The organism is Paenibacillus sp. JT31N17 (genome assembly GCF_056269255.1).
Map to the genome: position 1 here is coordinate 121,979 of NZ_JBWDNP010000007.1, position 20,769 is coordinate 142,747.

Annotated in this window: 19 protein-coding genes; 2 read left to right on the plus strand and 17 right to left on the minus strand. The window is 48.8% G+C overall.

Annotated features, from left to right (window positions below; all coding sequences use genetic code 11):
* Nucleotides 1-142 precede the first annotated feature (142 nt).
* Nucleotides 143-775, plus strand: a complete 633-nt coding sequence (gene cysC / locus AC0YOB_RS22190) for an adenylyl-sulfate kinase (protein ID WP_475794610.1) — start codon at nucleotides 143-145, stop codon at nucleotides 773-775.
* Between the two features lie 108 nt (nucleotides 776-883).
* Here the strand turns inward: cysC and AC0YOB_RS22195 are convergent, their stop codons facing one another.
* The 7 genes from AC0YOB_RS22195 to AC0YOB_RS22225 form a co-directional block, all read right to left on the minus strand.
* Nucleotides 884-2,683: an ABC transporter ATP-binding protein gene (locus tag AC0YOB_RS22195; protein WP_475794611.1), complete on the minus strand. Its 1,800-nt coding sequence runs from the start codon at nucleotides 2,681-2,683 to the stop codon at nucleotides 884-886.
* Nucleotides 2,684-3,124 (minus strand): lasso peptide biosynthesis B2 protein, encoded by a 441-nt coding sequence (locus AC0YOB_RS22200; protein ID WP_475794612.1) that lies wholly within the window; start codon nucleotides 3,122-3,124, stop codon nucleotides 2,684-2,686. It abuts the gene before it with no gap.
* Between the two features lie 67 nt (nucleotides 3,125-3,191).
* Nucleotides 3,192-3,500, minus strand: a complete 309-nt coding sequence (locus tag AC0YOB_RS22205) for a lasso peptide biosynthesis PqqD family chaperone (RefSeq protein WP_475794613.1) — start codon at nucleotides 3,498-3,500, stop codon at nucleotides 3,192-3,194.
* Nucleotides 3,472-4,443 carry an aldolase gene (locus AC0YOB_RS22210; RefSeq protein WP_475794614.1) on the minus strand — a complete coding sequence of 324 codons (972 nt, stop codon included), beginning with the start codon at nucleotides 4,441-4,443 and terminating at the stop codon, nucleotides 3,472-3,474. The genes AC0YOB_RS22205 and AC0YOB_RS22210 overlap by 29 nt, the downstream gene beginning before the upstream one ends.
* Nucleotides 4,444-4,634: 191 nt before the next feature.
* Nucleotides 4,635-5,816, minus strand: a complete 1,182-nt coding sequence (locus AC0YOB_RS22215) for a right-handed parallel beta-helix repeat-containing protein (protein WP_475794615.1) — start codon at nucleotides 5,814-5,816, stop codon at nucleotides 4,635-4,637.
* A gap of 309 nt (nucleotides 5,817-6,125) precedes the next feature.
* Nucleotides 6,126-7,007, minus strand: a complete 882-nt coding sequence (gene murB, locus AC0YOB_RS22220; protein WP_475794616.1) for a UDP-N-acetylmuramate dehydrogenase — start codon at nucleotides 7,005-7,007, stop codon at nucleotides 6,126-6,128.
* A gap of 22 nt (nucleotides 7,008-7,029) precedes the next feature.
* Nucleotides 7,030-7,971, minus strand: a complete 942-nt coding sequence (locus AC0YOB_RS22225; protein ID WP_475794617.1) for a glycosyltransferase family 2 protein — start codon at nucleotides 7,969-7,971, stop codon at nucleotides 7,030-7,032.
* A 330-nt stretch (nucleotides 7,972-8,301) separates the two neighbouring features.
* Between AC0YOB_RS22225 and AC0YOB_RS22230 the strand changes: the two genes are divergently transcribed.
* Nucleotides 8,302-9,564, plus strand: a complete 1,263-nt coding sequence (locus AC0YOB_RS22230; RefSeq protein WP_475794618.1) for a right-handed parallel beta-helix repeat-containing protein — start codon at nucleotides 8,302-8,304, stop codon at nucleotides 9,562-9,564.
* 183 nt (nucleotides 9,565-9,747) lie between these two features.
* On the opposite strand, the gene AC0YOB_RS22235 is transcribed toward AC0YOB_RS22230, so the two are convergent.
* The 10 genes from AC0YOB_RS22235 to AC0YOB_RS22280 all read right to left on the minus strand — a co-directional run bounded on the left by AC0YOB_RS22235 (nucleotide 9,748) and on the right by AC0YOB_RS22280 (nucleotide 20,767).
* Nucleotides 9,748-9,894, minus strand: a complete 147-nt coding sequence (locus tag AC0YOB_RS22235) for a paeninodin family lasso peptide (RefSeq protein ID WP_210038272.1) — start codon at nucleotides 9,892-9,894, stop codon at nucleotides 9,748-9,750.
* A 198-nt stretch (nucleotides 9,895-10,092) separates the two neighbouring features.
* Nucleotides 10,093-11,274, minus strand: coding sequence for a nucleotidyltransferase domain-containing protein (locus tag AC0YOB_RS22240; RefSeq protein ID WP_475794619.1), 1,182 nt, complete (start codon nucleotides 11,272-11,274; stop codon nucleotides 10,093-10,095).
* Nucleotides 11,275-11,309: 35 nt separating this feature from the next.
* Nucleotides 11,310-12,260: an aldolase gene (locus AC0YOB_RS22245; RefSeq protein ID WP_475794620.1), complete on the minus strand. Its 951-nt coding sequence runs from the start codon at nucleotides 12,258-12,260 to the stop codon at nucleotides 11,310-11,312.
* Nucleotides 12,261-12,361: 101 nt separating this feature from the next.
* A complete protein-coding gene (locus AC0YOB_RS22250; RefSeq protein ID WP_475789520.1) occupies nucleotides 12,362-12,505 on the minus strand; it encodes a paeninodin family lasso peptide in 144 nt (47 codons plus the stop codon).
* 26 nt (nucleotides 12,506-12,531) lie between these two features.
* Entirely contained in the window at nucleotides 12,532-14,466 is a 1,935-nt protein-coding gene (locus AC0YOB_RS22255; protein ID WP_475794621.1) for an asparagine synthase-related protein, read from the minus strand.
* On the minus strand, nucleotides 14,463-15,707 hold the full coding sequence (locus AC0YOB_RS22260) for a sulfotransferase family protein (RefSeq protein ID WP_475794622.1): 1,245 nt from the start codon (nucleotides 15,705-15,707) through the stop codon (nucleotides 14,463-14,465). Before AC0YOB_RS22260 ends, AC0YOB_RS22255 begins: the two co-directional genes overlap by 4 nt.
* 155 nt (nucleotides 15,708-15,862) lie before the next feature.
* Nucleotides 15,863-17,200 (minus strand): UDP-glucose dehydrogenase family protein, encoded by a 1,338-nt coding sequence (locus AC0YOB_RS22265; RefSeq protein WP_475794623.1) that lies wholly within the window; start codon nucleotides 17,198-17,200, stop codon nucleotides 15,863-15,865.
* A 34-nt stretch (nucleotides 17,201-17,234) separates the two neighbouring features.
* On the minus strand, nucleotides 17,235-18,347 hold the full coding sequence (locus tag AC0YOB_RS22270) for a hypothetical protein (protein ID WP_475794624.1): 1,113 nt from the start codon (nucleotides 18,345-18,347) through the stop codon (nucleotides 17,235-17,237).
* Between the two features lie 10 nt (nucleotides 18,348-18,357).
* On the minus strand, nucleotides 18,358-19,728 hold the full coding sequence (locus AC0YOB_RS22275) for a sugar phosphate nucleotidyltransferase (protein WP_475794625.1): 1,371 nt from the start codon (nucleotides 19,726-19,728) through the stop codon (nucleotides 18,358-18,360).
* A gap of 25 nt (nucleotides 19,729-19,753) precedes the next feature.
* The gene (locus tag AC0YOB_RS22280) at nucleotides 19,754-20,767 is read right to left on the minus strand and encodes a glycosyltransferase family 2 protein (protein WP_475794626.1); all 1,014 of its coding nucleotides are present in this window, start codon (nucleotides 20,765-20,767) and stop codon (nucleotides 19,754-19,756) included.
* Nucleotides 20,768-20,769: the final 2 nt, after the last annotated feature.

Sequence of the window (20,769 nt, forward strand, 5' to 3'; positions counted from 1 at the left end):
ATGTATTTTTTTACCATATAGACCTTGCATAAACAGCGGGATTACGTTACATTTAAACTATTAAGTATACAAATTGTATCATGAACAAAGCCTTAATTATTCATTGTTGGAATTTCCGGCATAATCAGGAGGAATTAACGAGATGGAACCTAAAAGCAATCATATTACCTGGCATAATTCCAACCTGAACAGACAGGACCGCTACACCCGAAACGGGCATAAGAGCTGCGCATTATGGTTCACGGGCTTGTCGGGATCGGGCAAGTCCACCTTAGCTTTCGCCCTGGAAAAGGCCTTGTTCGCAGAAAATGTCAATTCCTATGTTCTGGATGGCGACAATATCCGACATGGCATTAACCGGGATCTGGGGTTCTCCCAGGAGGACCGCAAAGAGAATATCCGCAGAATTGGCGAGGTATCCAAGCTGTTCGTGGATGCCGGCATGTTCATCATAGCCGCATTCATTTCACCCAGCGAGAAGGACAGGCAGATGGTTCGTGAGATGTTTGAGCCGGAGGCTTTTCTGGAGATATATGTGAAGTGCTCCCTGGAGGAATGTGAGCGCAGAGATCCCAAAGGACTGTACCGAAAAGCAAGAGACGGCCAGATCCCCAACTTCACGGGTATAAGCGCCGCTTATGATATTCCGGAAAACCCGCATATCGTTATAGACACCGAGCACTTAACAATCGAGGAATCGACCCGGCAGCTGGTGGATCATCTCCGGGACAGAAACTACTTTACAACCGGGCAAGCAGCGAACTCCCCGCAATAATTGCGGGGAGTTCCTGTTTTTGCAGCATTTGGCGCGGGCGCCTCTGGAAGCCCGGTGGCTAACCGGCAAAGAGCGGGCCTTTATTGCCCGCTTTGTGATTTCCCCAAGCTATTGGCCCGACGTCTGGTATGCCAGCAATCTGCCAAATGTGCCCTTCGTTTCATTCGACAGCTGCTGATAGGCTCCCTGCTGGATGATACCGCCTTGCTCCAGTACAATCACCTGATCCGCGTTGCGGATGGTTGACAGCCGATGCGCGATGACAATGATGGTCATGTTCCCCTTCAGCCGGTCCAATGCGCCCTGAATCTTCGCCTCGTTCTCATTGTCCAGTGCGCTTGTCGCTTCATCCAGCACCAGGATGGCCGGTCTGCGAAGTATGGCCCTTGCCAGGACAATACGCTGCCGCTCGCCGCCGGAGAGACGAATGCCGCGGTCGCCGATAACCGTATCCAGTCCCTGGGGCAGCCGGCTTACGAACTCGTCCGATGCCGAGAATCTCAAGGCATCCCAGATCTGCTCCTCGCTCGCATCAGGCTCTACCATGATCAAGTTCTCCCGGATGCTGGCATTGAACAGGAAAGGGTCCTGCGATACATAGCTTACCGAGCTTCTATACGAGAAGAGATTGTCTGCCGTCAGCGGCACGCCATCAATCACGACCTGACCCTTCTCCGGTTGAAACAGACCGATCAATATATCGATCAATGTGCTTTTTCCCGCACCGGATTTGCCTACAATGGCGGTTGTGCTGTTGGCTGGAATATGCAAATTAATATTTTCAAGCGCATAGTCCGAATGACTGGAATCGTACCGGAAATATACCTGACGGCAGCTGATTCCCTCTTTGATGGAAAATGGGCGTATCTGCGCGTCGCGTTCCGCAAGCGCCATCTCCTGGAACTCCCTGCATTCGCGCTGCAAATCGGTCAAGCCCTTGAAGGCCGGAAGGGTCGATACGATTTGCTCCAGATTCGCCTGGATTGCCGTGAACCTTGGCCATAAGCGGGAAAAAATCAGAATGATCAGCATCAGCTGCTCCGCTCTGACATGCAGAACTTCAAAGGAAAGAAAAATAAACAATACAATTAGTAGCGCCGATGACGCTCTGTAGAGCAGTTGGCTGTTGGACTGCATCCGGACAAACTGCACAATATTTTGCTCCATCCGCTCGCACAACGCGCGGAACCAGTTTAAATTGGTTTTCTCCAGCATATTGCTCTTGATGTCCTTGATCCCGTTAAAATGATCGGCAACACCGGCGAAGTAGCTTTGCGATAATTCCGATGTCCGGTCCCCCAGCACCTTCGCGCCTTTGACGAATCTCCGGGAAAACAGCACAAAGCCGATGCCGCAGATCATAACCAGAGCGGTCAGCTTCGCGGAGAGCCAGAAGGCAAAGGCAATTTGGATCACTGTAAAAATCAGCGAGGTCAGCAGCATCATCGTTTGTACCGTGCCCTGACTGACTCGCGCAAGCTCCGAGGTGAGCACATGATTGAAGTCAGATCTTCTTTTCTTCACAAAAAAGCTCCATCTGGATTCAAGCAAGGCCTGATAAATATCCAGTCTCAGGAGACGAATGAAGCCCTGCTGAATTTCGCTGCTCCGAATGGATTGATATTTCTGCATAACAGCCTGGCCGATAATCAGCACCGCATAAACCGACAAAATAACAAGCAAATTCCACTTCTCCGGAATCCAGCGGATAAAGTCAAAAAAACCGGAAATAAACGGAATACTGCCGGTGCCTCCGCTAAATACGCCGATCAGGCTGAGCATGGGAATCAATAAATAGATGCCAACGCCTTCCAGGCAGCTGATAATGACCGAGCTGATCAAATTAATATACAGTTTTTTCCCGGCATAATCCCGAAGCCTTTTGACATAAAAAAGGAGCTCCTTCATTTAATCACCACCACTCCATATACGGCTTTGGCTATGCTCTGATTGCTGAAACTGTTTTCCAAATATAGCCACAACAGTATACTTCTTGATTTCATCCGCACCTGTCAGATAAATCGCGCCGCTTCTGAGCCAGGCATGGGCGATCATTTTTCCGGAAGCATCCCTTGCTGTTCCCATGTAGAGCGTACTTTCAATCTGCCGCCGCCCAAGCATTTTCATCCCCGCTATGGCCATGACCAGGCATTTGCTCTCCCAGAAGGTGTGACGGCTGACCATATGGATCGCCCGGGCCACATCAGCCAGCAGCGGTTCGTTGGATCGTACGCGGGTGTAGGTTGTCTCCTCCATTTGTTTGCCGAGGGAGGGGGCAATCCTGGAAAAGGGCAGCGCCTTCAGAATGCGTGCCCAACCTAAATAAAAGAAAGCCTCCAGCAGCAGCATCCTCAGCTCCGGACGCATGGAAAGAAACTTCTTCGCTATTCTCCACAAGGTTGATGATCCTCTCCCATCAGATTTTGGCGCCAGACTCTTCCTCGACGCGAATCAAATCCTCACCGCGCAGCTGCTCCAGAAAGGCAAGCACCTGCCTTTGACATTCCGATTCTTCAATATCGTATTCAGCCGTCAATATCGCAATGATGTCCGTACCTGCGGTCGGAGTCCCGATAATGTCCCAAATCCTTCCGCCTACTTGACCCAGATTATAATATTTGCCGGTTTTGACGCTCATCATCACTTTCTCTCCGTCCATATCGCTGGCCAGATTGCCTTCCACCTGGGAATAACGCTTATTCAAGATTGCGGTTGATTGTTCCATGATCATCTGCTCCTTTTTTAATCATATTTGTAATGGAGGAAACCAATTCCTGTGCGCTGAATCCGGCCGATGGCGATGCACAGCGGTGCAGTCTGTACATCCCGGCCTGCCTGATGATGCCGCACGATACATCAAAATGCCACGGCATCAAGCCCAGCAAGGGAACAAGAAAATTCCGGTATGTATGCAAATTGAGGATGGCATACCGTTCCAGCTTCACGACAGGCTGGATCGATGACCGCTCCTCGTCCACCGGCAGCAGTTCGAACACACCTGCAAGCGGAATGGAATCGGCACAAAACCGGGAAGAAACGGGAACGGCATATTTGTCTGCTTCATAATGAAGCGAAGTGTATTTCCTGGCTTCCATGCCGAGGTTCTCGATGCTTTCCTGCCACAGCTTCTGCTGGGGATAGGAAGGAATGACCGAAGCAAGCCCCGTATCCTCCGATATGGAAACCGCAATCACATCATCGCTCAGCAGCTCATAACCTTGGCTGACAAATGCCGCTGCCAGCGTCGATTTGCCCGCTCCCGATTCCCCTATAAAAGCATAGGCCTTCCCCTCGATAACGACGGCGCTGCCATGAAGCGGCAGAATATGACGCTGCATCAGCAGCGCCCCCATGCAGGTGCCGAGCAGATAAAGACGAATCATGTTAAAGGGCGCGTCCGGAAAAGGGGATACAATGATCCGCTTTCCTTCCTGAACGGCAAAAATAACGGTATGGGGAATATGAAACAACACCTGTTTGTCCACAGCGGCATAATAGCTGGTATGAGGTCCTGCCTGCTCCCAGGCCTTCGACAGATCCCCGATCACAATTTCAATCTCCGGCTGCTCCTGTCCGCTCAACGGTATTAATTCCGGCAGCGGAATTTCACTGGATATCGTCAGACCAAAAGCTTTGTAGACGGTTCTTTTCTCCGTAGTCGAAATCATTTAGCCTCACCTTTACTGGAAGATTCCTGATAATCAGAACTAATTGCTACTATACGTATCCATTATACACAAACAGATACATATTGTAACTAGATATTTTGTTCATCATGGTTTTCCTGATTTTCCCAAACTAAAAGAGACTCTCCTTTGATCAGGAAAGTCTCTCCGCGATAAGCCGGGTGGGATAATCATTATTTCTTGTCGGCTTTAATAAATATATTGTCGATAAATTTGTTTTTATTAAATTCAAGATTATTTTTCAGTTGAAACCCTCCCGGCATGAGCAGCGTTCCCTCATCAACCGTGTTTCCCTGAATCTGGTGTCCGCTTCCCACCATAATGTAGATCCCCGCTGTGTTGGCTCCTTTACGGGAATTGGCTGCCACATTATTAATGATTTTGATGTTATTGCTTATTGCCCGGCCGTTCTGCCCCGGATCCCCGGCACGAACCGTAATATTGTATTGATTATTGTATACGGTATTGCCTTCGATGGTCGTGGATTCCGATCCATTTTTGATATCAATTCCATAATAAAAGCCGGAAACATTATTATTTTTTATCAGACTGTTTTTTTCTTTTTCCAACGTAATCCCCTGCTGATCGAGAACCTTGGGCCTGTCTTCGATGACAGTTGAATTGATGACGGTATTATTGTTTCCTCCGCCAAACAACGACAGATCCCCATCGCCTGAATTTCTGATTTTGCAGGAATCGATCAAGGTGTAATCGGAAGACAAATTGATGATTCCCGAACCCTTATTAAATTCTGTGGTGACATTTCTTACTGTGCTGTATTGCGAATTGTACAAATTGATTCCCTGCGAGAAGTTTGTCAGAGACATGTCTTCAATGGAGCAATGATCGCATCCTTGGGCCAATACGCCAACTCTGGAAGTCAAAATACCGTCAGTCGGCAATGTATCCCCTTTTAGAATACCGCCTTTCAGAGCAACATTTGCAGTTCTGTATATCCAGAAAACGCCGTACTCGCCTTTGGTTTGAGTCTGGAAAGTTGCGCCCTCCATAATAATCGTTACAGGCTTGGTTATTTTAAAAGCGGAGTAGCTTGTTCCATAATCGGTTACCGCTTTATTGGCGGCATTCTTGCTGATCTTGTAAATCCCCGGAGGAACGACAATGGTATCTCCATTATTGGCTCCGTCTATCGCGGACTGGATAGCATGGGTATCATCTTGAATCCCGTCGCCTTTGGCATTATAATCGCTCTTGACATTCCATGTAACAGCATCATTCTGAAGGGTCTGGTTGGCCGGATTCGACAGATACATGTAAACAGCAAGACTTAGCGTACTGAATAAAATTAATGCTATGAACAGGCGCATTGACATTCCCTGCGGCTTATCACCCAAGACATCACCACCTCTTCCTCTGAACACAAGGCGTCTCTTAAACGTAAACTCCATTATCATAACCCCCAGTTAGTAGAATCTTGTTGTTTTTATAATCGACATGTTTCGCCTTATTTTTTACAGCGAAAATGAAAAAAACATGAAAATAATCAAAATAATGATTATCAGCATGTTTCATGCAGCCAATTATCGGTTAATATCGGGGTTATGATATGGAGAAGGGGCTGTCTCCCACAAAGAGACATCCCCCCTTGAACACCGGTAAAAAGTCCGGGCATGCATTCTGGCCCGCTCTTCCAGCATATTATTTCAAATAAAAATGACCTCACGTTCCATTTCTATTCCAAGCTGGCTCGCTACAGTATCTTTCATGATTGAAATCAAGTCCTTCACATCCCGCGATTTGGCATCGCCGAGATTGATGATCCAGTTTCCATGAACGGGGCTGATTTCAACATTTCCAATCCGGTATCCCTTCAAACCTACTGCTTCGATGCATTTTCCGGGATGAGGGCCGTTTGCCGGGCTCTTGAACGTGCTTCCGACGGTCGCAACATTCATCGGGAATTTCTTTTTTCGCACATTGGCAATTTCTCTGGTGGCCAGCATCAAATTGTTTTTATCCGCTTCGTATTCGACATTGAAGGTGGCGCTCAGGATAATGGCATCCGTTCCTGTGAAACCGCTGGATCGAAACGACAAATTGCATTCCTCTGCCGTCTTGGTCACGCAGCTGCCCTCTTCGTCCAGGTAGGTGACCGACTGCAGTACATCCGACAGTTCCCTGCCCGAGCTGCCGGCATTCATCATGACGGCTCCGCCCACAGTGCCAGGGATGCTGACCATGAACTCAAAACCCTTGACACCCTCCTTCGCCATCGTAAAAGCCAGATTCGGCAGCGTAACGCCCGCCTCTGCATAGAGACGGTCCTGCTCCAGCCGCAGATTCCCCAGACGTTTGCCGATATGAAGGACAACTCCGTCGAACCCTTCGTCATCCACTATAATATTGGAGCCGTTGCCCATTACCAATAAGCGCATGCCGCGGTCCTTGCTTATCCTCGCAACGGTTTGAAGATCTTCAATGCTTTGGGGAACCACATAGTATTTGCAGGAACCGCCTACAGCCATCGTCGTAATGGCTTTCATGGAGAAATTCTCTTCCACTCTGCACTCCAGTTTTTCGAACATCATCTCATCCCCTTGCTCAAATTTAGTGATTGGACTCGCTTAACCGCATATTTCTTCGGGCTACTGCATAATTGATCATTTTAACCGGTACCAGCGCAAGCAGGCCGTATTTAAGCTTTAATCGTCCGCTAGCTTTGCTGCTGGCTATTTTCCTGAACGTTTGAGCCCGCTTGCCAAGCAGGATGAAGGTTTCCATTTCGGAAATGTCCTGGGCCTGCAGCACAATGCTTTGCTCGGCTTCATTCAAACTCCGGATATGCTTGGATATGACATCTCTGGTGCTGTAAAGCATCTTCAGGCTTCTTCCCCCGCTGATGTTCTGTGTCCCGTAATATCGTTTGACCAGAATAGGCGACTCGCAGAAGGAGGCGTCATAGAGATCTGCGATCCTCAGCCAATAATCATAATCCTCGGCAAGCCGCAGCTCCTGATTGAACAAGCCCACGCGGTCCAGTACTTCCCTTCTGATCATAACCGTCGAGGTTCCCATGAAATTGCACAAAAGCAGATCCTTCTTGATGTCGCCTTTATAGAACTGCTTGATTACCGGGTACTCGACATATTGATCCTTGTTTTTAAAAACCCGGTTAATAAACTGTCCGTATACGATGCCAACCCTGCTATCCAGCTCAAACTCCTTGACCTGCTTCCTGAGCTTATCTTCCAGCCACAGGTCGTCTGCATCCAGAAATGCGATAAGATCCCCTGTTGCACGAAGCATTCCAGCATTTCTGGCGGCCGAAGGGCCGCTGTTTTCCTGTTTTATATAGATAAGATTATCGGAATCCATAGTGGTCTGATAGGCTTGAATGACTTGTCCCGTGCGATCCTTGGAGCCGTCATCAACCACAATTACTTCATGCAGCTGATAACAGGAATCAGGGGTTTGATTATAAATACTCCGGATTGCTTCAACAATCAAATCCTCGCAATTATAGGCGGGTATTACTACTGAGACCTTCATGTTACACCTGCTTTGCTATGGTTTTCCTTAAAAAAACTCATTTGCTACAAATGGTATCTCGAATTCATTATATGTTACAATTAGTATCACGTCAATCTAGGACAATCTAGGTAAATAGATGTGATTTTACCGGACATGTTCAATTATAAAGTATGGACGATTTACAAATAATGATACATATTGTATCGTTATCTGTGAGTTGTTATCTTTTCATACCGATCTAATTGAAAGGAGTTGATCCGGAAGTATAGCATTGACGTCCATTTAATGGAGAAATCAGTAAACACTTATGTAATGGACAGGACATTAAATCATTGGAGGTTATGAAATTTGAAGAGAAATCGCTTCGCTGCCGGTATATATCCGCTCTTTTTGTTTCCTGCGGCTGTCTCGGACAAACTCCCGTATTCCATTTTGCCGGACAGTAAACTGACAGTAACAAAAACCAAAATAAATAGATTTTATTTTTTTATAATTGCCATTCTGTGCCTGCCCATTGCTTTTTCCTTAACCGGCCTCAACCAGACATTTCCTCCATTACATCCGGATAGTTTCAGCCCTTCTTCTAATAACAAGTTGGCCGCAGCTTCTGCTCCCGTCATCAGGGATGATACCCCTGCTATTCAAAAAATGATCGATCAAGCGCCAAGCGGAGGCAAGATCGTCATCCCCCCGGGAGTTTACAATATTAATAAAAATCCCAAGTTTATCGTCTACACGGATTACGGGAAGAGCTATTCTGCTTTGAAGATCACCAAGCCCATTACAATCGTTATGGACAACGTCACATTTAAAACTGCAACAGCGTATGAATACGGGGTATTCTGGATCTATAATACATCGAACGTGCATCTGAAAGGTGGAAGCTTAATAGGCAACGCAATGCCAACGGATGGTCATTACATGACCAGAGTTGCCGTCCTTGTCCAGAAAAGCAAAGATTGTTTGATTGAGGATATGGCGACGAAGAATTTCTCGCAAGGCGTTAACTTATACAAGTCGGATAAGTGCACAGTCAAGCATATCGTTACAGAAAGCAACAGCGGCTCCGGTATTATCAGCATGCAATCCAAGAACTCCATCATCGATTCCAATATCATCCGCAATTCGGGCGACGGACATCTTTCACTGTATGGTGGAGGAGAATACAATACGGTTTCCAATAATACGGTTTCCGAGAATCGCTTAAACAAAAGCGATCAGCAGGGAATAACGGTGGAAGCGGAAAAGAACAGCTTGATAAAGGGCAACACGGTGACAGGCTTCTACTATGGCATCGATATTAAAAATGGTTCCAGATATTGCAATATCACACAAAACACGGCCACAAATAACAGATATAACATCGCTTTGCGTACGGGTGACCCCAACAGTAAACTTCAGCCGAGTCATGGCATTATCATTTTCAAGAACAACGCGATGAATCCCCGTAAAGGTAAACCGAATGCCGGCATCTACGTTTCCTATGCGGGAGGCGGACATATTATACAAGGCAACACAACCAACGAAGGTAAGCTTATTTATGGCAGTACAGTCGTGGAAGAAGATATGAGAAACAAATTTGTTAATTTTATAGCCAATATCCTGAAATAAGAATGAACAGCTGCACCGTCTCAGGGAAGCTGAAGCAGCTTTCACCCGCAAAAAAAAATGCACAATAAAGAAAGCGCCCGATCAACAATCCGGGCTCTTTTATTTGCGTACAGGCAAATAAGCATGAAAAAATGCCCCTATACACAAAGGTATAGGGGACTTGGACTTGCAGTTAAGTACGAATTAAGAGACCGGAGGCGTATCGGTAATATCAAGGTCACTTGGAGATACGGAGTCGATGTACTTCGAACCTTTACCCTCGAGCGTTCTGCTCACTTGCAATGTTTCCAGGGTTGGTTGTTCCCAGACATTCTTCACTTGTTGTTCCATGTTATCACCTCCTTTCATTAGCGATTTATCCGTTTGCATGCGGCTGATGGTCGCTCTCTATTTGGGATGTGATTCTATAAGTGAAATCAGACTTTCCTCCACTCTGGGCAGGAGCGGCTCTAGATAGGCCTTAATAAAGCCTGATTGATCTTCCAATGCTGCATATCAGGTTGGGTGAAAAGAGCAAGCAATCGCTTCTTATGGCGACGTCTGCTGTCTCATCCTTCGCCAGCACCACAGGAACGGCCGCAAGGGGAAATAGAGCAGATGCAGCTGTTTGGGCAAAGGCAAGGTTTCAAGATCCCGATTGTTGGGATACATCAAACTGACAATCAAATACCATTTTTGCGGCATGGATCTTAAGGAGAACAAGTATTTCCGGTAATAAATGTCCAGGTCTTTGGGGACCGGGGACAATGTAATCATATCCTTCATAAAAACTATCGCTCCCTGTGCGAGCCTGCTTGAATGCAGACCGGCCGTGAGGGGCTTCATCTCCATCGTAATCGGCGTGTGGAACAGCTCTGCAGCTAATAGAAGAGCCTGTCCTCCCACTTGTATGGAATCATGTCTCATCATAATACGGAGGACACTGGACCAATCCAGCTCTTGTCGGACCATATGATCGATGTCGGCCAGCCAGCGCAGTCGGAACCAGCCGTGACGCGCGCCATGCAGGGCAAGAAAGAAAAACAGATCTTCATTACCTAATGTGTAAGCAAAGGGTCCGGCCTGCGAGCTGGCTCTTCTTCGTTCCCACAATTCATCAAAGGAAGGCTCCTTTCCCTTGTCGGGATTCAATCTCCAGTGCAGCTCGATCTGGATTTTGCTATCCGGATGGGTATAGGAGATATGATGAACTCTCCACTTCCAGTCACTGAGAACCCGCACTTCATCGCTGTCCAGAACGAACCCGCTTTGAAGCAAAAGCTGTTCGGCCTTCTCCACATCCTGCAGCGGCACAAGAATATCCAGATCCTTGCACGTTCGAAGAGAGAGATCGCCATAAAGGATCTCCGATAAAACCGGTCCTTTCAGCATCAGGGAGCGGACATGCTTCTCATGGAGCAGGGCGCAAACCTTATTCATTTCAGCTGTCAAATGAAGCATTTTGAATACATTGCCGGTATAGTCATGCTGAAGCGCATCCACAACCTCGTCAGGAAGCCACTGCCTATCCATCCTTTTGGCCTGAAGATAGACAGTCGGATACACCCGATGATGCCTCACCAATTGGATGAACTTCCCCCAATCCACAGGTCCGGCATTTTGGAGCAGGCTTTCCTGCAGCTCCGGATCGGGATCAGCACCGGCGAATGAAAGCATAAGCTTGAATTCTTTTGAAAATACACTTAAATCCAGCTTGGATGTTTTATTCATAACAAATGCTCCTTTGATCTTACGCCGCAGTCAGGTTAAATGTCATTGGCGAATTCCAACTTGCGGCTGACAAGCTGAATAATATGGGATGCCAATTCATGAGCAGTAAACCCGGCTGTAGGTCGGCGCAGCTGGAAGACTTCACAATGCTTGGCGATGCTTGCCGTGCCTGCAAAATGCCATTGCTCCAAATGCAGAAGCGAGATGAAATAACTGCGGTATGTATGAAGCAGCAGCAAGGGGAGGCGGTTCAGCATCTTAACGGGCTGAATATCCCAGGTTGCCCCTTCTGTCTTCACAAGTTCAAATACACCGCCCAATGGCACAGGCTCCGCATAAAATTTGGCGGCAACCGGTACCGCAAACTTGGTCACTTCCTCATAAAGCGGCACGAATCCGCTGGATTCCATTCCCAGCTGATCGATGCTTTCCTGCCATAATTTCTGCTGCGGATAAGCCGGAATAACGGTCGGTCCGCTTGCCTCGGCCAACGAGACTGCTATGATATCATCTGTCAGCAGCGGATAGCCTTGGCTGAGAAAGGCGGCAGCCAGCGTTGATTTGCCAGCTCCTGAATCGCCTACAAAAGCGTATGCCTTGCCTTCTATGACCACTGCGCTCCCATGCAGAGGCAGCAGATTCCGTTGGAACAGCAGCGCTCCCATGCAGGATCCCAGCAAATAGACGCGTACCTTTTTCTGATCCGCATCAGGCATAGGAGATACAACCACTTTGCGGCCTTCTTGAATGCTGTAGACAGCCGAACCCGGAATATAGAAAAGCACACGCCCATCCTCGAAGATACAGAAATGACGATCCATGGCTCGACCCTCATTCCATATAAAGGACAAATCGCCTTGTACAATTTCAACATCGATGTGTTCTGTCTGATTCGTGGAACGGATCAACTCAGGCAGCGGGATTTCACTGGTTAACCGCATACCGAAGGCTGTATAGATCGTCTTCTCGGCTGTAACCATGATCATCACCCTTCAAAGCTGGTATAAGTCCTATGCTTTCACGCGTATGTCAACAAGGGGCCCTTAGTCCATGGACGGCAAGAATAAGGGCCATGGGATGTTTTTCCTTAGGAAGGATCGTAGATGTCGCTGTCGGACGGGGTAACGATATCGATTACTTTTGTACCCTTGCCTTCCATCGTCAGCTTCACTTCAAGGACTTCAAGACTTGGTTCCTGCCATGATTTCTTCACATGGTTTTCCAATGCCATCACCCCCTCTCCCATCCCTTGCACAGCTACAGCCGGCTGAGAAACCGGTTGACAATCACGCTTCGCATCAGAAGCCGGATATCCGGATCGAAGGCTTCGTCCGGCCTGGGGCTGTCGCCAATCTTGGCAAGCGCCGTCCGGATCGCATCCACATTCAAAAATTCCGCTGCAAGAGGACTGCCGCACAGCTGCTGAACCTCTTCCTTGAAAGGCTTCCATACCGGGATCATACGGTGGACCCAATCCGCGCCCTGAACCCCCCGCACCCGCTGATTCAAGCGGACCTTATCCGGCAGAAGGCCTTTGGTCGCTCTGCGGATCAGCGCGCGGTCCATGCCGTTCTTGACATATTGGTCAATCGGCACCGACAGGCAGAAACGGACCACTCTCGGGTCGCAGGTCGGATCCTTCTCCCAGATTGAGTATTTCAGTGAAAGCTTGGTGCCTTTCGTCCCCCGCAAATTGGCAATCATCAGACTCTCCAGATGGCTTCGACGCGCTTCATTATAGTCTCTTTTCAGGAAACCGCTCAGCGCTTCGTCATGCTCCAGAAGCCTATCCACCACTTTCGTTTGCCGGGCAAATTCGGGATTGATCATACGGGGCAGCTCGGACTCTCCCGTGGCAACCGATTGTTCCGCCACGAACGGCCTCGCCTGCTTCCCGATCAGTCTCATCAGATAGGAGCGTCCGATTCCTCTGCGCTGGCTGAACATATGCAGTTCCCGGTAGAACTGCAGCCATCGCATTCTTTTCAGCAGCATCGTGTAATACTGAATCGCAGGTCCCCAGGAGATGGTCTGGTTGCCTCTAGCCCCGGTCAGGAGCATCCGGACCCCCTGCTTCGCAGCAGATTCATAGATGCCTCTGATCCAGAAGGTGTTCTCGAAATATTTGTAGGGCATCTCGAGAAGCTCCAGCCAGTCGTCCACCTCCGAAATCGGACTTCTTCCGGGAAAATCCAGATAGTGGCTCTTAATATTTCCTACATGCTCCACCGTTGCCTGAATATATTCCCGTTCGTCTGCAACTCTGCCGCGAGTCGTCCAATCCTCAAAATCCGATACGGGCACATAGCTGTACGTATGCAAAGCTTTATTCTCCCTGGCGAGCGCGCTCGAAGCGAAGCTTGCGATCGTTCCCGAATCAAGGCCTCCGCTGAGCTTGGCGCCAACCTGGCCGTACGAACGGATGCCCGAACGGATGGACAATTCGAACACTTCACGAAACGCCTCTTCGTATTCCTCATCCGATTTCAGGATAAGCGGCTCGGCGGGCATTACGCTTCCGTAACGAGACAGGGCAATCTGACCGTTCTTCACCGTAAGGGTATGGGCAGGCGGCAGCTGCCGGATTCCCTTATACAGCGTTGACGACGTGTCGGTTGATTCGATCATGACCGGAATGGACAGAAATTCGGCAAGCCACATCCGGTTCAATTCTTTCGAGGTTCCCGGCAGTGTCTGCAGAGGGCCGATTGTCGTACAGAACGCGAACCGCTCCTGATTCTGATCAAAATAAAGTGTCCGGTTGCCGAATAAATCTCTTGCCCCGAACAGGAGCCGGTTCGCTTCATCCCAGATCATAAAGGTGAAATCGCCGATCAGATAGCCGGGAGCCTCCATTCCCCATTTGCGGTAAGCAAGCAAAATGAGATCGCTGTCAGTTAACAGCTCCTTATGGGTAATCCCGACGCGCAGCCTGCTGAGCAGCTCATTGCGGTTATCCAGAACAGCGTCCGCCGTTATCGCCAGCCTGCTCTCCGGATCATAGAAGGGCAAGCGTTCATGCACGGATTCCGGCGTGACCCACTGGGCAAGGCAGCCAAGCGAAACAGCGCCTTCCTGCCAAATACGCGTATCATCAGCGGGATAGCGCTCAAGCGATTCCATGAGATGATGAATTTCATCTGCCTTGAAATGATCATTATTGTGAGACACAATCCCAGCGATTGCACTCATCTTTTTTTACCGCCGATCAAATAGGTCGAGGCCAGATGAGACAATTGATTTCCGAATGGAATCATCGATTTCACCCGTTTTATCTTTTGCTTGGTTGCTTCCAGCTGGGATTGCAGACGTCGTTGCTCCAGATAGCTTTTTTCCAATCGCCTCTCCAGGGAACGAAGAGTAATTTGCAGCTGCAGCTGCTGCGAATTGACACTCTGCTGCAGCTCCGGCAGGGTCATTTCACTTGCAGCGCTGTCGGCGGCGTCCGTGTAATCGCTTCTCAGCTGATACCCGTCCGACCAGCTGCAGCCGGATGCTTCGATGAGCTGCTTCCTGCGCAGCTGAAGCAATGCCGTATCAGGCTCCGGTTGAAACGTTGCTCCGGTGATCCGCTGCGCTTCCTCCAGCTCCTCGGTGTAGCCAAGATCATGGAATATTTTCGCCCCGATCGCCCGGCAGTACATTTCAATTTCTTCTTTGTCCAAAATTTCTTTCCAGCTGTGCAGCGAATCCAGATGCGGCTCATTATGATGAGTGACGAATGGATCGCCTACCCCCATGCTGTAATATAAATCCGATTTGGCCGTGTCCTGAAAATCGCCGTATTTCTCAAGGCCCTCTTCATACGACAGGCCGAGGAAGCTGCAAAGCTTTTGCAATTCCGCCTGCGGCCGCTTGACCATTTCTTCGTAACGAAGATGGTAGGCATATTTGCTTTTGACGGAGAAGTAATCCAAATATCGGAACAAACCCACAGTGATATCTGTCATTTTAATGTTGAAGCCCGGATGCAGCAGATCTTCCTTCAGGTTGAAGCGGTCATTGACATGCTTATTCACTTTTTTATAGGAAGAGATAATGGACAATGGATTGCGGATCAGCCAGATCCTCTTGGACTGCGGGAACAACGAATCGATAAATTCTAGATTGTAATAATACCTTGGCGATTTATCGATCAGCATCTCTGCTCCGCTGCTTTGCAGCAATCCGTTATAGACCTGGAGAGAGAAAGCCCGGCTTGCATTCTCGAACGTCTGTTTCGGAAGAATGCCATGATAGAACTGCTTGATAATTCCATTGCCTCCATAGGGGCGATGTGCAGCCACCTGCAAATCGCTGAGTCCCATCAGGAACCACATCTCCTGGGTTGCAAATACCTTGCTGTGGTTTTGCAGCATCACGGTTGCCAGCGAGCTGCCGCTCCGGGGAGTACATAGTAAAAATATAAGATTATTACCACGATTGTTGATCAAGTTGATCCCCCCATAGAGCGTTTTGCTACTTAATGTTTCAATTATACACTAAATGATACATTTTGTAACTATGATTACAGCATAAATCCTCTTTTTACTAAAACTTTAGTCAAAAAGAAATTAAAAAACATTGGAATATTGCCGCACGTCAGCTATTAAAAAGAAAGCTGCGGCGTTTGTTCTTTTACGCCGTTGTTCATGTTCGGCCGCCCTACAGAATAATAAACCAGCCCTGTATTCGCCAGTTCCTCTTCCGAATACATATTGCGGCCGTCGATCAGGTTCGGCCTTGCGAGCCATGCCTGAATCTCTGTCGGCGAGATATTGCGGAACTCTTTCCATTCCGTCAGAACGCATAATGCATCGGCATTTTGAGCTGCCTCTTTGGCTGAATTGCAGTACTTCACCTTGGCGTGCTCAAGATTCTGCCGGAAATTATCTGTCGCGATCGGATCATACGCCTTGACAACCGCACCGCGCTGCAGCAGAGAAGTAATAATCTCAAATGCCGGCGAGTCTCTGACGTCGTCTGTCTCCGGCTTGAACGCGAGGCCCCATATGGCAATTGTCTTCCCGCTCAGATCATCCAGAATGGTTTCCAGTTTGCGGATGACATTAAACCGCTGGTCCCGGTTCACTTCAACAACCGATTTCAACAATTTGAATTCATAGTCGACATGCCCGGCAATCTGGATCAGAGCCTGTGTATCTTTCGGGAAACAGGAGCCCCCGTAGCCGATGCCCGCTTTCAGGAACGAGGAGCCGATCCTTTTGTCATGTCCCATACCCTCGGCAACCAGCGTAACGTCGGCTCCGACCTTCTCGCAAATATTGGCGATTTCATTAATGAACGATATTTTGGTCGCCAGAAAGGCATTGGAGGCGTATTTAATCATTTCCGCGCTTCTGACATCCGTGAACAGGATCTGATCCGTCAGAGGCCTGTGCAGCTCCTCAATCATTTGACGCGCTTTATCGCTTGTTGTGCCAACAATAATGCGGTCCGGATTCATCGTATCCCGCACAGCCGATCCTTCTCGGAGAAACTCGGGTACGGATGCGATGGAGACCGGATGAAGCGAGAACTGCCTGAACTCATTTTCAATCTTTTCATTGGTGCCCACAGGCACCGTGCTTTTGGTCATGATGACCTTGGGGCCGTTAATGGATAGCGCAATTTCCCTGGCCGCTCCCATAATATAAGTCAGATTGGCTTCCCCGTTTGGAAGCGATGGCGTACCGACCGCCAGAATGACGATGTCGGCATGCTGTACCGCTGCGGTCAGATCTGTCGTGAAGCGCAGCCTTCCCGCTTCGGTATTCTTCTCGATCAGCTCCTTGAGTCCAGGCTCATAAATCGGAACTTCTCCCCGCTGCAGCAGTTCGATCTTCTCGCTCAATTTGTCCACGCATGTCACATCATTGCCCAAATCCGAGAAACACACACCAGATACAAGCCCAACATAACCGGTACCAATAACAGCCAGTTTCATCTTTAGCACTCTCCCACTTTGTACTGCTTCTCTTTTACATCACCAAGCCGCCTATAAAATCGCTTATATCCTGCACCGCATCCTGCGGAAATTCACTGCTTGCTTGCGATTCACCCTGCTGACCAATGTATGCCGGAACAGGCTCCTTTATATCCGCATGCTTTAACTGGCCCCATCCCATCAGACGGTAGGGGTGCCGGCCATTCAATGCCTCAATCGTATTCCTGTCCTCGGCAAAGAGGCTGCGATCCAGCAAAATCAACGGTTTGTTCAGCATAACAGCCTCGCTTACCGTTCCCCAGCCGGGCTTGGTAATCACAATGTCCGACATGGCAACGTAATGCTGGGATTCCGTGTAACCCTCCGGTATCCGGATCACATTCGCACGGTCCACCACCATATTGCTCGATACGATAAAACGGCAGCTCTCATCCTCCCACAGGGACAATTCGGAAAGATCATCGACCGTTATGCTCATTCCAAGTGCAAAGAAGACAAGCATTCCGGAGCGGTCAGGCCGTAACTCTTTGCGGAGCCTGTCTAGTTCCTTATCGTCGGACCGGCGGCAAAAGAAATCCGTTCTGATTCCGCCATGGCGTCCCCAAGGGGGTTCATTCCCGGAGCCTGGCAGGGCGATAAAATAATCCATTTGCGAATATGCCTCGTATAGCGGTTCGAGAAGCGGTTCATTCAACATCTGTTTGTAAGCTGTAAACCAAGTAAAATTAGACAAGCCGACGGATCTTACGTTTACTAGATTTGCAGCCAACAAAGGGATTGGTGAAATATCCGAAATGACCAGGCTCACCTTATTTTGCCGGAGAAACATGCATTCCCTGTCCACTTCCTCAGGGAATGCAGCGATGTATCGCGTATATTGCAGCTTCAGCAGCTCAAGATCAGGTTCAATGGAGCCCGCCTTCAGGCAGTAGCCGAGGTCGCTGGCGGCAGAGCGGTATTCAATCTCCGCTTCGCGGCAGTCCTTCAACGATTCCTTTATAAATCCAAGCGATCGGGAAGAGCAGACAATCAGTCTGAGCCTCGTTTGCGACTGCTCCGCCAGCCTGCGGATAACGGCTATGCTGCGCGCGGCATGGCCATACCCATAATCAGAAATATAGTAACAAATTGTTATCATAAAAGCCATGGACCTTTCCTTACAGCTTAATGCAGTGCTCCGTCACTTCGTCCCATGTCGTGTAGATCTCAACCACCTGATTGACATCCTGCTCAACGCCGCTCTGCACCACGATAATTTCCATCTCCGAGATGGCGCGGACACTATGCAGGGTCTTCATTGGGATGTGAAGCACGTTGCCCGCCTGAACCTGCATGAAATTGCCGTTCTGGACGAATTCGCCCTCGCCCTTGACAATGGTCCATACTTCCTCCCTGTTGGAATGAAGCTGATAGCTCAGGTTCTTGCCCGACTTGATGCAGACGCGCTTGGTCAGCACACAGCGGCCGTTCTCGTATTTCTGGTCATCCAGAATGCGGTGCCAGCCCCACTGCCTTTCCTCGTACATCGGTCCTTGATCGTAATTGATAAAATCCTTAATGCGCGGGCTTGCGCTCTTGTCCGTAACCAGAATGCCGTCCGGACTGACAGCAACAACCACGTTGGACAAGCCGAGAATAGATACCGGGATATCAATTTCATTGATCAGATGCGTATTCTCGCAGTCATGACTGATCGTACCCCAGCCGATCTGATTGTTCTTCATCTCTTCCGTCAGTGTATTCCAGGTGCCCAGATCCTTCCAATATCCCTCATAAGGCAGGACGACGATATTGGCCGCCTTTTCCACCACTTCATAATCGAAGCTGATTTTCGGCATCGTATGATACTGCTTCGCCAGCTCCTCATAATGAATGGAATGCCCCCTCTGCTCCAGCAGTTGGATGACATAGCCAAGCTTGAAAGCGAACACGCCGCAGTTCCATAAGGCATGCTCCCTGATCAGCTCTTCCGCGTATTCCTCCGTAGGCTTCTCCAGGAAGCGGCTGACCGTGCGGTAGTCGGACGTGTCCGTATCCTGCTCCTGAGGTATGATATAGCCGTATTTCGATGAGGGGTAGGTCGGCCGGACACCGATCAGCGCAAGATCGGCATCCGAAGAACGAAGCACCGTCTCCAGCTGTTTCACGGATTCGAAGAAATGATTCTCGACAAATGGATCGACAGGCAAAATCGCGATGACCTCATCCAGACTGACGCCCTGAAATGAATAAAGATACGTGGCAGCCAAGGCAATGGCGGCGAACGTATCTCTTCGTTCAGGCTCTATGATCAAAGGCACGTCAGAGCTGATCTGACTTTGCATCATTTCGATCTGTGATTTGCTGGTAGCGATATAACTGGAGTCCCCCAAGCCATTGGCCTTGATCTGGCTCCAGACCCGCTGGACCATGGATACCATTTGGTCATCGTCGTTTTCCAGCACCTTTAGAAATTGCTTCGATCTTGCATCATTGGATAAGGGCCATAAGCGTTTTCCGGAACCTCCGGACAACAGAACCAGTTTCATCCTATCACTCCCCTTCCATCACTCTTTATGCCGTCTGTTTCTGCGGCTCATTTTTAAGTTCTGCCGCTTGACGGCCTTTTCTCGCTTTCATAACCGCCAGGCCTTTCTCTGCCATCCGCTGCATCAGCTTACTGCGGTTCATTACGACCAGAAAGGCTTGGAAACATAGATTATACAAGCCCCTCTTCTCTTCTATGCTTTTTCGGTTCATCAGGAGCGCATCCGTTTTCTGCCCGCGATAGAACGCCGTCAACGCAAGTCTCCACATCGTTTTGGCGAATCTCTTGGTTCGAACCCGGAAGAAAGGTCCATATATGCCGTATTTATCGATTAAATCCGGTTTATTGCGCCTTCTCAGTTCCACGCATTGTATCCCGATTTCAACAAAATACTTCTGCATCATTAATTTTTCCAGCGAAGCACTGACTCCATCGGCCAGCACATATCGCCGGTATAAAATTTCGGGTACAATGGCGAACCTGGTAATCAGGCTCATTCTCAACCATAAATCATAGTCCTGACAAAATTTAAAAAACTCCCGGTACCCGCCAGCCTGTGTGTAGGCGGCTTTGCGGAACATAACTTCACCATGCGTAAACGCATTTTCCTTGATTATTTGATTTGTGAGATCAAGCCCCGGATCGATATAGGGTTTATTGACAAAAGCGGATCCGGTCGTCTCCATCTTATTCTCAACATAGCAGCCTACTACGCCGATTTCCGGCCTGGACTGGATCAGCTCCAACTGCTTCTCGATTCGGGTCTCATAAGAGATATCGCCTGACCCGTGAATGGCAATGAACTCGCCGGACGCCAGCTCGACTGCTTTTATAATCGATTTGACAAAGCCCATATTTTTTTGCGTTATCACTTTCAGGCGCGGATCCTTAAAGGACATCAGCCTGTCAAACGTATCGTCGCTCGATCCATCATCGATCGCGATAATTTCAATATCCCGATAGGATTGATCGAGCAGACTCTGAATGGATTCAGTAACATGATTGGCACGGTTGTAGTAAAGCGTTACGATGGATACCATTC